The 12,129-nt window shown below is 60.2% G+C and carries 10 protein-coding genes; 3 read left to right on the top strand and 7 right to left on the bottom strand.

The genetic code is table 11. The annotated features are described in order from the left end of the window. Window positions 1–11: 11 nt before the first annotated feature. Complete coding sequence (locus AB7933_RS18860; RefSeq protein ID WP_024075737.1) at window positions 12–3,086, bottom strand: hypothetical protein; 3,075 nt, start codon at window positions 3,084–3,086, stop codon at window positions 12–14. Window positions 3,087–3,315: 229 nt separating this feature from the next. Here AB7933_RS18860 and AB7933_RS18855 point away from each other — a divergent pair, with 229 nt between their 5' ends. Continuing rightward, window positions 3,316–4,782, top strand: a complete 1,467-nt coding sequence (locus tag AB7933_RS18855; protein WP_024075736.1) for a hypothetical protein — start codon at window positions 3,316–3,318, stop codon at window positions 4,780–4,782. Here the strand turns inward: AB7933_RS18855 and AB7933_RS18850 are convergent, their stop codons facing one another. The 5 genes from AB7933_RS18850 to AB7933_RS18830 form a co-directional block, all read right to left on the bottom strand. Then, a complete protein-coding gene (locus AB7933_RS18850; RefSeq protein WP_024075735.1) occupies window positions 4,783–5,214 on the bottom strand; it encodes a YqaA family protein in 432 nt (143 codons plus the stop codon). It lies immediately after the preceding gene. Window positions 5,215–5,217: 3 nt separating this feature from the next. Next, window positions 5,218–5,664 (bottom strand): DUF411 domain-containing protein, encoded by a 447-nt coding sequence (locus AB7933_RS18845; RefSeq protein WP_024075734.1) that lies wholly within the window; start codon window positions 5,662–5,664, stop codon window positions 5,218–5,220. Between the two features lie 111 nt (window positions 5,665–5,775). Beyond that, the gene (locus tag AB7933_RS18840) at window positions 5,776–6,231 is read right to left on the bottom strand and encodes an SRPBCC family protein (RefSeq protein WP_024075733.1); all 456 of its coding nucleotides are present in this window, start codon (window positions 6,229–6,231) and stop codon (window positions 5,776–5,778) included. A gap of 90 nt (window positions 6,232–6,321) precedes the next feature. After that, a complete protein-coding gene (locus AB7933_RS18835; RefSeq protein WP_024075732.1) occupies window positions 6,322–8,316 on the bottom strand; it encodes a methyl-accepting chemotaxis protein in 1,995 nt (664 codons plus the stop codon). 144 nt (window positions 8,317–8,460) lie between these two features. Then, entirely contained in the window at window positions 8,461–9,456 is a 996-nt protein-coding gene (locus tag AB7933_RS18830) for an aldo/keto reductase (RefSeq protein ID WP_024075731.1), read from the bottom strand. A gap of 117 nt (window positions 9,457–9,573) precedes the next feature. On the opposite strand from AB7933_RS18830, the gene AB7933_RS18825 reads away from it, so the two are divergent. Then, window positions 9,574–10,485 carry a LysR family transcriptional regulator gene (locus AB7933_RS18825; RefSeq protein ID WP_024075730.1) on the top strand — a complete coding sequence of 304 codons (912 nt, stop codon included), beginning with the start codon at window positions 9,574–9,576 and terminating at the stop codon, window positions 10,483–10,485. Between the two features lie 45 nt (window positions 10,486–10,530). Here the strand turns inward: AB7933_RS18825 and AB7933_RS18820 are convergent, their stop codons facing one another. After that, on the bottom strand, window positions 10,531–11,451 hold the full coding sequence (locus AB7933_RS18820) for an AraC family transcriptional regulator (RefSeq protein ID WP_024075729.1): 921 nt from the start codon (window positions 11,449–11,451) through the stop codon (window positions 10,531–10,533). Window positions 11,452–11,553: 102 nt separating this feature from the next. Between AB7933_RS18820 and AB7933_RS18815 the strand changes: the two genes are divergently transcribed. After that, entirely contained in the window at window positions 11,554–12,114 is a 561-nt protein-coding gene (locus AB7933_RS18815) for a carboxymuconolactone decarboxylase family protein (RefSeq protein WP_024075728.1), read from the top strand. Window positions 12,115–12,129: the final 15 nt, after the last annotated feature.

Raw genomic sequence — 12,129 nt, 5'->3', positions numbered from 1 at the left:
TTGGCCGCACGTCATGGCTGCAGACACCAGGCCCATGTGTATGTATTTCTGTTGATACACCGCACGATATCCGGCCTCATGGAATCCCAAAACACGCCCGTGAGGAAGTCGCAGCCCTCTTCAACCCCCAGCCAGTAATATGAGTCATACGGAACGGGTAATGGCGAACCGTATACGGTCCGCATAAACGATATGCCATCGGCATAATAGATACCTACAGCGCCAGGTAGTGATTTGCGCCAGGCGACGGCCTGGCTCCAATTCATTCCTGCACGATTTTCACGCAGTTGCCATACGTTGCTGACCTCTACACGGTATGACGCGGTATTGCCTGCCCTGTCTTCTACATCAATATAGGTGCTTCCGTTAGCCATGCCCCTGACCTTGCCGTCGTTTAAGTTGACCGTCGCGATACCTGGGTTTCTTGAACGGTATGAGTAAGGAGGCGAGCCCCCTTCTGCCTCGCGTATCTGGGCATTGCCCGGGTATTCCTGGCCGTTTCGTGGCCAGCCGGGAGCGACGATGGCTCGCCCGTTCAAAATCATGGTCGAGTTGCCAATAGTCAACGGCGGCGCTTTTAAAACGGAGTAGATCACCGGTGGAAACACGATCGCATCCGCCCGTTCTGGGCTGGTGCTGAACGCGGCCGAGAACTCCATCGTCAGCGTCGAAGCGTGGTCCAATTCATTGAGGTAAGTGGCCAGGATCGGATGTTCGTAGCGACCCTGGTTTATCCAGTCGGCATTGACGCGATCACCCCCGCTGCCGTTTAGGAGGGTGATCGGGTAATTCACGCCGTTCTTCTTGCCCGTCAACGTCAGCCAAACCGGCCAGAACTCGGTAATAAAGTGCCAGGTGCCAATATGGGCGGTCGCCCCGTCAATCACTTTTGCCAGGTCGAGTATTTGGGTTTGTTGATCTGCTTCGTTGATACGGATGATGGTTTTCTGCAATTCATCCAACGGAATAGGCAGCACCTTCACGGTCAATATCTGAGAGTCCGGCGACGGTTCACCCCTGCGGGTGACCACGTACTTGAACGTCATGAACTGATCGCTATTGCCTATGTTGGCCGCAATGGCCTGCCGGGGGATGTCGAACACGACCTCTCCCGCTAATTCGTTGCCGAATTTGGCCGGGATGTCCGGCGAGCCTTGCCCTTGCCTACCGAGCATGGACACTTTGATGGAGTCGGTGTCGAGCATCCCCACGTAGCGCACCACCAGGTCGCTGCCATTCAGCGCATCCAGCGGCGCCAGCGTAGCCCTGCCTGGCCCGGTGATCGTGGCTCGGACCAAGTCCGGTGGTGGCAGGTCCATCAGGCCTCGGGCAATCAGCACGGACGTGATTTCGGAGTAACGCGTCGGTTCAAGCCCCCGCTTGAGGGTGTAGGAAACAATTACGTCCTGATCAAGGTTGCGTTCGACAAAGACGTACGGCACCACGAACTCAGCGAGTTCGCCATCCCGGTGGACATCGTAGTCGACTTGGGTGCTGGCCAGCGGGCCTGTCCACCACAAGATCATCTGGTCGCCTGCGCGCGTGCTGGCGAAGGGGGCAATCACTTTGGCGCCATTCTTTACATCGTCCGGGTCCAGTTGAGCGCCCGATGCCTTTTCGATCTTGGGTGGGGGCATATCGCGTTTGGGCTCGCCCACTTGATAGGTTTCGCTCAGTGAGTCCTGCCCGGTGCGCAGAAGGGTGTAGAACACCTGCACGCGCAACCCGTCAAACCGCTTGATATCTTCACCCGGTACGGTGAACGAGAGCACGCCTTTGTCATTCGGGATGCTGTCAAACCGTTTGCTCTGCTTGTACTCAGTCGTGATGTTGGGGTTGCTGACCAACAGCGTGATCTGGATGAGGTCGTCGGGTCGCCAGGTGTCCTGTTCACGAAAGCTGACGGTGGCGTTGGCAGGGCCTGGGGGGATAATGTCGCCTACCGCCTCTACCACCCAGGGGGCGGGCCATTTCAGCGCTTCACCGATAACCGACAGGAACAGATTGTGCGAGCGCTTGGTCGGCTGCCCGTTACCCTCCAGCAAGTAGTGAACGGTTGCGCTGCCACTGGCAATGGCCTTGACCAAGGCATTCGGTACGTCGAAATAGTAAGTCCTGCCCCCAGGTAACACCTGATCGTCAATATGGGGTACAGAGCCATTTTCATTGGTCCCGGCCCAAATCAGAAAGACGCGCTCGTAGATCCGGGCATTGGCGGCTGAGACATAGAGCCCGATTCTTACGTGTTGATTGCCCAACTGAGCCAAGTCGATGGTGGGGGCCGTATCGGGAAAATCCAACCAGGGAGGGTCCAAACGATCATTGCGCAGGTACACCGATATCCAGGTTATGACCGACCACAGAGCCCTTGGGTCGGGACCATTGCCGGTGGGGCCTATCACTTGGAAAGCGACTGGCAATTGCTCGCTGTCGCCGACATCGATAATCGTGGCGTACTCCACGGTGAGCTTGATGTCAGACCCGACGTCAGCGGGTTGCACTCGGTACTCTATGATCACGTTGCCCCAGGCCAGCCGAAGTAGATCATAGGGCGCCATATTCTCCCAGTGTCGGAACGTTATCTGAACACCGAGCTTGGCACGGTCATCATTGATACCGTCAATTTCTACATCGGGCGGCAGCACCAGGACCAGTTTTCGATTGCCGGGCTGGGTGGGTTCCGGCGCGATGCCTCCTGGACGACGCAGATTGACGCGCAACCGCAACGGCATGGTTTCCGAAGGGTTCCCACTGAGACGGATGACCCTGACCTGTACCGGGTCGGCCCACGACTCGCGAATGAAATTTTGGGAGATCGTAAAGGGGATACGGGTCAGGTTTTCGTCGCCGTCGCGAATCTGGTTGAACGCCACCGCGACGCCTGCCCAGTAAAACTCAAAGCTGGTGCCTTTGGGCGTTGAAGGCGGACGGGCAATATGCACCACCAGGGGAATCTCGGTATGCCGAATGCCGATGCCACCATCGGCCCGCTCGTGGTCGCCTACGATAGGGGGTTGCAAGAGCCCAATCTCGACCGGTGGCAGATCGGGTACAAACGGATTGACCGGTGCAGGGTGCTTGATCATGAGGATTTCCTCGCAGGCGTATGGCGAAATTGAACCTCTGCGCGAGGACCGCTGACTACTGTCAACTCTGACAGGTGGCGACGAATGGAACGAGAAGCGGCCGGTGTTGAGACCACTGGTCGCTACCTGTCAACTCTGACAGTAGCCATGCCCCGCCCATCATTGTTTGATAACACCAACCGCTCAATAGCGTCGCTTGAGTGTTCGCTTGATCAGTCGGAGAGAATCCATGGACATTGCCCTGGCCCCCCAATCACCCCGCCAACCCAGGCAACTCGATCGCCTCAATATTCCGGGTATGAAGCAAAACGTCATTGGCTATGACGGGGGCGTTGGCCTCTGGTTGCTGACGTATGGCTTGACGGTGGTGGTGGACAGGAACTGGCTGGCAAGCCCGGGCGATGTGATCAATATCGTGCGCATGCCCGATATGCTGCAATTGGCAACCCTGATGCTCAAGGAGGGCGATGAGGCGGCCAACCATTATTTCTTCAGCATTGAACACAAGAACCTTCCTGATGGTGAGGTGCGGCTGGGGTACGTGGTGCATTTCAAAGAGGGAGGCGAGGCCGCTTCCTACACCTTGAGCGTGTTGGTGAAGACTGACCTGCCGGGTGGAAGAAACAATAATCCACCGTTCCCTGGCGTAGGGCATTCAGAGCTCAAGTTCACCCTGTCGACCACGATTATTGACCCTCCGGATGCCATACGCGGGGTAACGGTGACAGTTGCCCCCTATCCGAACATGCATGCCCGGGACATGATCCATTTCTCTTGGGCAAGCGTCCTTATCATCCAACAAGTGGCGGGGGTTGGCCGCGAAACCGTGTTCAACATCAGTCGTGACCAACTGATGGAAGGGGGCGACGGCACCGACCTGTTGGTAGGGTTTTTACTGGTGGACCAGGTAGGCAACACGTCGACGGACAGGTCCGCAGATACCAAGGTGCAGGTGAACTTGGATAGTACGCGGCTAGAGGGCCCGGCCATTATCACCGATGGCCCCGTTGACACTATCGATATAGAGCGACTCAATGGCGAGGACCTGCTCATCGAGATGCACAACTCTGCAGCCATCGCCCCGGCGGGAAGTCTGTACGACATAGACTTCCGGTCCTACCCGCCCAACGGGGGTGTGATTGTGCATCGTGATTTTGAACGGGTCATCACGGCTGGCAGGACGGTCACGCACAATGTCCCATATGGTGTGGTGCGTGCCGCTGCAGGCGGCCGGGTGGAAATCAAGTATGTGCTGAGGAAGCAGAATCCTGCCGTCGATCTGTATTCGAGAATCACCGTTGCGAAGGTATTCGGCTCGATTGTCAGGCTTGAGGCGCCTTATTTTGCCGAATACCCCGGCCATACGGTGCATCCTATTCCCAACTCCGCGCTGGTGAGTATTCCCTATTACCCATGGCGTCAAGCGCAGGATAAATTGACCCTGATCATGCGCTATGTCCGTGGATTGAATGATGTGGTGGTGTTCAGCGAGTCGAAGCTGGTCGGCGACTCGTGGCCAGAAGGCGCCCCCGTGCAGCGTTTGATCTACCGCCAGGACCTTGAACGATTCGACGGGTACAAACCGTACCTCTATTACGTCGTGGAGCCGCGGATTGTTGAGGGTTCTACGCCGGAGTTGAATGAATCGTTGCGCCAGCTGGTACAGATTGGCCTGCCGGTCAGCGCCGACAGATGACTATGTCCAAGGCCCCGTCAGATAGGCTACGAGGCCATAGCGCGCTGTTTTGGCGATAGAGACCATAAGCAAGAAGCGCCACAGGGGTTCGCGCATCACCCCGGCCACCAAGGTCAGGGGGTCGCCTATGATCGGCACCCAACTGAGCAACAACGTCCAGTGCCCCCAACGCGCGTAATGGCCGCGGGCCTTGTCCAGTTGCCGGGCACTCACCGGGAACCAGCGTCGCGCCTTGAAGTGATCCACCCAGCGGCCCAACAGCCAATTGACCAGCGACCCCAGCACATTGCCCAAGGTGGCGATGCCCAGCAACCACCACAAACTGTACTGGCCGCTGAGCAGCAAGCCCACCAGTACGGCTTCCGATTGCAGCGGCAGCAGGGTCGCGGCACCAAAGGCCGCGACGAACAGCCCGAGGTAACCGACCAACACCGATCAGTGCGCCGGATACTCGGCGACCACAACATCCTGGCCGTCACGCGTCAGGCCAATGACCTGATAGGCCTCGGCTTGACCGTCCACTTCCATCCCCGGCGACCCCATGGGCATGCCCGGTGCGGCGATGCCCAGCAGGTCGTCGCGCTTGCGCAACGCCAACACCTGTTCGGCGGGGACATGACCCTCGACGAATTTGCCGTCGATGACCGCGGTATGGCAGGAACCCAGGCGCGGGGCGACGCCCAGGCGTTGCTTGACCGCGCTCATGTTGGTTTCGACGTGGTCATTGACCTTGAAACCGTTATTTTCCAGGTGGCTGATCCATTTTTTGCAGCAGCCGCAATTAGCGTCGCGGTGTACGTCGATGGGTATCAAGTCGGCGGCTTGGGCCAGGGCGGTGGTGAACAGGGCTGACAGCAGGGCCAGGCGCAAAGGGGTTTTCATGGAAGGTCTCGTCAGCAGGAGGGGGCCATTGGGATGGTGGCGATCATGACCACGTCATCGCGGGCAAGCCAGCGCCCGCCGGTGCGCGACGCCAGTGGTAATGTTTCAAAATTATACGAAGTCGGGATTTTCCAGCCGGTGCTTGAGCTGGTCCAGCGCGATCGTGGACAACTCGATCATGCGTTCATGCAAGCTCGCCAGTTGCAACTCCGTCTCATAGGTCAACACGCGCTTGAACAGCGTGCCGCCGTTATAGGGTTGCAAGACGTAGTGTAGGGAGCCGTCGACAGCCAGGGAGGTGAACACGGTCTTGAACTCCCCCGGCTTGTGCGCGATCTGCACGCGATAACTCATGGGAACCCGTACACCCAGCAGGTCGATGACCTCGGTGAAACGCGCGCCGGCGGGGAGTGAGCCGCTGGTGCCGGTCTCGGCACCAAGGGAGGTGGGGTGCCATTCGTGCCAGCGATCCGGTTGGGTCACATAGTCGTAAACGGCGTCGATAGGGGCCTGGATAAAACGTTCCTGACTGATCCGCTCCAGGCGAATCGACTGCTCAGCGCGCATGGCACACCTCCTGTGTGGCGAAACAATGCACCGTGAGCTGTCAGAATAGTCCCACTCCCGCGTATTGCACGGGAGTGTTTCATCCATTTATCAGCGCACCTTGAATCGGCTCATCAACGCAATCACCCGACCGTTCGCATCCAGCAGGCTTTGTGTATTGGTTTCAGTGGCATGGCCGCTTTGTACCAGCTCTTCGACCATATGTCGGATCTGCACCATGCTGCGGTTGATCTCTTCGGTCACCGCGCTCTGTTGCTCGGCGGCCGTGGCGATCTGGGTACTGAGGTTGTTGATATGGCTGACCGAGCCAGCCATCTCATCCAGGCCGCTGTTCACCCGTGCGGTAGCGTCCGCCGCCGACTGGCAGCTGGCCTGGGTGTTTTCCATGGCCGCCACGGACGAACTCACGCCCGTGGTCAGGCGCGCGAGCATCTCATTGATCTGCGAGGTGCTGGCCTGGGTCCGCGCCGCCAACGCACGCACTTCGTCCGCCACCACCGCAAACCCACGGCCTTGCTCGCCGGCACGCGCGGCTTCGATCGCCGCGTTGAGTGCCAACAGGTTGGTCTGGCCGGCAATCGCGCCAATGACCCCGAGGGTTTCAGTGATGCGCGCGGCGTCCTGGCGCATGTTTTCCACGGTGTGGGTGGCACTGGCGACTTCACCGATCAACGCACTGACGCTGGTAGAGGCTTCACCCACGACCACACGGGAGCGGTCGGCGTGCTCATTGGCGCGCTGGGTGAATGCAGCGGTTTCGGCGGCGTTGTGCGCCACCGTGTCGGCGGTGGAGCTCATTTCGGTGATCGCGGTGACGGTCTGGTCGGTCTCCGAGGCATGCCGCACCAGGATACTGTTGGTCTGCGCCGAGGTTTGCTGCAATTGCGCCAGGCCAGACGACATGGCCCCGGTGGCCAGGGTCACTTCGCCGATCATGTTTTGCAGGTAGACGATAAAGCGGTTGACCGAGTGGCCGATGGCGCCGAGTTCGTCTTCGGCGCGGATGGTGATGCGTCGCGTGAGGTCGGCGTCGCCGGCGGAGAGTGCGTCGATGTTGCTTTTCAGCGTTTTCATGCGCTGGACCAACTGGCGAATCGCATAGGCCGCCAGCAGCACCAGCAGCAGTACCATGGGAATTTGCAGCAGCGCCAGGGTGCCGAGCACGTCATCGCGCTGGGCGGTGATCAGCGAGGTGGGCAGGGCGGTCGCGAGGAACCATGGCGTGCCTTCGATCGGGCGCATGTAGAAGGTGCTGGCCACGCCCTGGTTGTCGAACTCGCTGCGTTGCAACTTCTGGTCACGCTGGCCAAGGGCTTTGTTGATCATGGCGGCGAACGCCGAGGTGCCGCTCAGTTCGCTGATGTTCTTCAGCACCACCGGGCTGTTGATACGTGTGCTGTTGCTGATGATCTTGCCGTCGCCTTCGACGATCAGCATTTGCCCGCCGATGTCTTTTTCCTTGCTCGCCACCAGGTCGTTGAAGAAACCCAGGGTCACGTCGATAGTGGCAACGCCATACGCCGCGCCATCACGCTGGATGGCCATGGCGCAGTTGGTGCGCGGCTCCTGGCTGGCGTCGTCCTTGTAGGCCGCGGCCCAGGCACATTGCCCGCGTGGCGCGGCGAGGCCGCCCTTGTACCAGCTCTGGTCGTAGTAGTTGGGCGCCGGGTCGCTGTTCCAGAAGGTGTTCACGGCCAGCTTGCCCGACGCATCACGGTGCCAGAAGGTGCTGTGCTTGTTGCGCCCGGGCGTGCGCTGGTTGGGCAGCGGCCAGATACCACCGCCGAACACTTTCAGCTCGCCATACTGGTCCACCAGGCCTGGCAGGACCTTGTCGATGGCATCGCTGTCGAGCAGGGGGATGGTTTGGGTGATGGTGCGTTGCTGGGCCTGGACTTTGTTCAACTCGCCCTGGATCTGTACCGCAACCTCGGCGATGCGATTGAGTACGACCTGCTCTTCAGTCTGGCGCAGGGTGGGCGCGACCAATTGGCCGATGCCCACGACGGTCAACACTAATAGCATCAGGACGAACAGCACCAGGAACACGGTGTAGCGAGCTTGGATAGAGCGCAGTGGGGGCATGGGGGTCGTCCTTACGAAGCGTTTATTGTCGACGCGGCTTTGTTAGAGCTTCGTAGGGCTATCGGCTTGGCGCGCAATAGCTTTAGGTACGAGGGTGCAAGGAAGTGGGAGCCCCTTGATAAAGGGGCTCCCTGGCAGGGCTCGTCAGATATCCAGCATTGCCATGACTTCCTTGGGGTAGCGCAGGCCAGCTGTGGCGTCGGCAGGGAAGATGGCGTCCAACGCCGCCAGTTCGGCCGGGGTGAGGGTGATCGATACAGCCGCTACGTTCTGTTCCAGGTACCTGCGCTGCTTGGTCCCGGGGATTGGGATGATGAAGTCACCTTGCGCGAGCACCCAGGCCAAGGCCAATTGCCCGGCGGTGACGCCTTTGTCAGCCGCCAGGCGTTGTACCTGTTTCACCAATTGCAGGTTTTTCGCAAAGTTATCGCCCTGGAAACGTGGGCTGAGACGGCGATAGTCATCGGCGCCGAAATCGTCCGGGCTTTGCAGGGCACCGGTGAGAAAGCCCCGGCCCAACGGACTGTAGGGCACGAAGGCAATGCCCAGGCGTTGGCAGGCGGCCAGGCAGCCGTTGTCTTCCTGGTCGCGGCTCCACAAGGAATATTCGCTTTGCAGCGCGCTGATCGGGTGCACCTTGTGGGCGCGTTCCAAGGTGGCAGCGGACGCTTCGCTCAGGCCCAGGTAACGCACCTTGCCTTGCTTGACCAGTTCGGCCATGGCGCCGACGGTTTCTTCGATGGCGACCTCAGGGTCAATGCGGTGCTGGTAATACAGGTCCAGTGTTTCTATGCCCAGCCGCCGCAACGTGCCGTCGATGGCCTCGCGGATGTACTCGGGACGCCCATTGACGCCGCGCCGCGACGGGTTCGCCGGGTCGCGCACGATGCCGAATTTGCTCGCCAGGAACACTTGCTCGCGTTTGCCGGCAATCGCCTGGCCGATCAGTTGTTCATTGGTGTGCGGGCCGTACATGTCCGCGGTGTCGAGGAAGTTGACCCCCAGTTCCAGCGCGCGATGCAGGGTGGCCGTGGCCTCGGTGGTATCGGTGTCGGGGGTGTAGAAGTCGGTCATGCCCATGCAGCCGAGGCCGATGGCGGAAACACGTGGGCCGTTTTTACCGAGTTGACGAGTGTGCATGGGTGCAGCTCCTGTTGAGGTAGGCGCCTATTGTTACCCTCGACAAAACCGGGATAAACCGGCTAAAAGTACTATCACTATTCGTAAATTCTAAATAATCCATAGAGGTGGCGGGATTTGGACCGTTTCAACGCAATGCGCGTGTTTACCCGGATTGTCGAGTTGGGCGGGTTCGCCAAGGCGGCCGACAGCCTGCAACTGCCACGCGCGTCGGTGACGATCCTGATCAAGCAACTGGAAGCGCACCTGGGCGTGCAGTTGTTGCAGCGCACGACGCGTCAGGTCAGTCCGACCCTGGATGGCACGGCGTATTACCAGCGTTGCGTGCAATTGCTGACAGACCTGGAGGAAACCGAAGCGGTGTTTTCTACCCGCAGCCAGAACCCGCGCGGCACCCTGAGCATTGATATGCCGTCGGGTATCGGGCGCCTTATCGTGATCCCCGCGTTGCCGACGTTCACCTCGCGTTACCCGCAGATTGAACTGGAGATCAGCCTTAATGACCGCCCGGTGGACCTGATACGCGAAGGTGTGGATTGCGTGCTGCGCGGTGGCCCGGCCCTGGACGAATCACTGGTGGCCAGGCCGCTGGCAATGATGGACCAACTGACCTTGGCCAGCCCCGGGTACCTGAAGCGTATGGGGGTGCCCCAAACCCTGGACGACCTGGCCCGGCATCAGATGGTTGAGTATGTGTCCAGCGCCAGCGGCAAACGCTTCGGGCTGGAATTCGCATTAGCGAACGAGTTGCGGAGCGTCAACCTGGCCAAGACTGTCGCGGTGAACAGTTCAGACGGCTATTTCTCTGCTTGCGAAGCCGGATACGGGTTGATCCAGGCCCCCCATTATCATGCGATGCAGCAACTGGCCCGGGGGACGCTGGTGGAAGTGCTGCCACACTTGCCAGTCCCGACAATGGCCCTGACGGCGCTGTACCCGCCGCACCGCCAGTTATCACGGCGGGTGCGGGTGTTTGTCGATTGGCTGGTGGAACTGTGCGCGCGGCCCGGCAGTGGGTTACAGCGTTAGGGGCGGGCGCCTGCAAAACCGTCCCATTTATTACGATGCGTGGGCTTAGCGCTTCACGCCTGGCGCCTGGCCCTTGCGATAGGCCCCCGGCTGCTGGCCAATGACCTTGTGGAACGCCCGCGTAAACGCGGCCACCGACTGATACCCCACCTCCAGCGCAACATCGGCCACGGTCTGGTCGTTTTTGAACAGCTGGCAGGCATGGCGCATGCGCATCATCAGTAGCACTTGCCCTGGCGATTGCCCGCACAGCTCATTGAAGCGCTTGAAAAACGCCGAGCGCGACAGGCCGGTGCAGGCGGCCATGCTTTCCAGGGTCCAGGGCTCCGCCGGCCGGGCGATCAATTGTTCCAGCAGGTGCGCAAATGCCGGCTGCCGGCCCAGCGCGGCGAGGCCGCCCAAGTCGGTGTTGCCGATCACTTGTTGGCGCAGTACATACAGGAACAGCAGGTGGCACAGACGTTCGAGCAGGGTGGACGAGGGCGCCGGAGTGCGTTCGCACTCTTGCAGGATCAGTTCGAACAGGTTGCGCGCGGCGGTCAATGACGGGTCGCCGGCACGCAGGATGATCCACGCGGGCAGGCTGTCGACAATCATTGCGGACAAGCCGGATTGGAAGTGAAAGAACCCGCAGACCAGCCCCACGCCGTCGGTGGCCGCGCTGTCCAGTGGCACCATCGGACGACGTGGGCATTCCTGCGCACCCGCCGCCGTGGCTTCGCCGGACAGTCGGTACTCAAGGTCACGCAACAGAAACACCGCGTCGCCATTGTTCAGGTGCTGGGGGCTGGGCTCGCCGTCGATATGCAGCCAGCATTGGCCCTGCACGAGCAGGTGGAAACTGGCCCGTGCCAGGCCGTGGGTGCTGGCGTGCCAGTCACCGCAGTAACGCCCGACATGAAACAAGCTGGTCTCGAGTTCAAGGCTGTCTAATAACCAATCGACAAGTGCACCGGACGAATTCATCTAATGGAAAGACTCAAGAGCAAGTAATCGCTACTTTAGCCTATTGAGGCGTTTTTTTATAACCAACAGACTTGGTACACGAACCAATAAGGAGACCGCACCATGTCCCGCGTACCGCTGCTCACCCTCGAAACCGCTCCGCCAGCGGCCAAACCCTTCCTGGAAAATGCGCTGAAAGGCTCGGGTTTCATCCCCAACCTGCTGGCCGTGCTGGCCAATGCGCCGGCCGCGTTGGAGACCTACATCACCGTTTCCGGCCTGAACGCCAAGGCCGAGCTGAGCCTGGCCGATCGCGAAGTGGTGCAACTGATTGCCGCGACCACCCACGGTTGCGATTTCTGCGTGGCCGGCCACACCGCCGTGGCGCGCAACAAAGCCAAGCTGCCCGAAACCGTGATCGAAGCCCTGCGCCAGCGTGGCGAACTGCCTGATGCTCGTTATGAGACGCTCGCCGCGTTCACCCGCGAAGTGATCGCTACCCGAGGCGATGTGAGCGATGCCGGCTACGAGGCGTTCCGGGCCGCCGGCTACTCCGAAGGCCAGGCGCTGGAGGTTATATTGGGGGTCAGCCTGGCCACTCTGTGCAACTTCGCTAATGTGTTTGCCCGTACCCCGCTGAACCCGGAGCTGGCGCAGTACCGTTGGGAACAACCGGCCAGTTGAAGGCGCGCACGCGTC

It is taken from the genome of Pseudomonas gorinensis (genome assembly GCF_042015035.1).
Lineage (GTDB): Bacteria > Pseudomonadota > Gammaproteobacteria > Pseudomonadales > Pseudomonadaceae > Aquipseudomonas > Aquipseudomonas gorinensis.
The sequence above is the reverse complement of the archived record's forward strand: the minus strand, read 5'-3'. Positions and strand labels throughout refer to the sequence as shown.

Excerpts from the sequence above, each read along its gene's own strand:
- AB7933_RS18860 (WP_024075737.1), bottom strand. The coding sequence starts at position 3,086 with ATGATCAAGCACCCTGCACCGGTCAATCCGTTTGTACCCGATCTGCCA.
- AB7933_RS18855 (WP_024075736.1), top strand. The coding sequence starts at position 3,316 with ATGGACATTGCCCTGGCCCCCCAATCACCCCGCCAACCCAGGCAACTC.
- AB7933_RS18845 (WP_024075734.1), bottom strand. The coding sequence starts at position 5,664 with ATGAAAACCCCTTTGCGCCTGGCCCTGCTGTCAGCCCTGTTCACCACC.
- AB7933_RS18840 (WP_024075733.1), bottom strand. The coding sequence starts at position 6,231 with ATGCGCGCTGAGCAGTCGATTCGCCTGGAGCGGATCAGTCAGGAACGT.
- AB7933_RS18835 (WP_024075732.1), bottom strand. The coding sequence starts at position 8,316 with ATGCCCCCACTGCGCTCTATCCAAGCTCGCTACACCGTGTTCCTGGTG.
- AB7933_RS18830 (WP_024075731.1), bottom strand. The coding sequence starts at position 9,456 with ATGCACACTCGTCAACTCGGTAAAAACGGCCCACGTGTTTCCGCCATC.
- AB7933_RS18820 (WP_024075729.1), bottom strand. The coding sequence starts at position 11,451 with ATGAATTCGTCCGGTGCACTTGTCGATTGGTTATTAGACAGCCTTGAA.
- AB7933_RS18815 (WP_024075728.1), top strand. The coding sequence starts at position 11,554 with ATGTCCCGCGTACCGCTGCTCACCCTCGAAACCGCTCCGCCAGCGGCC.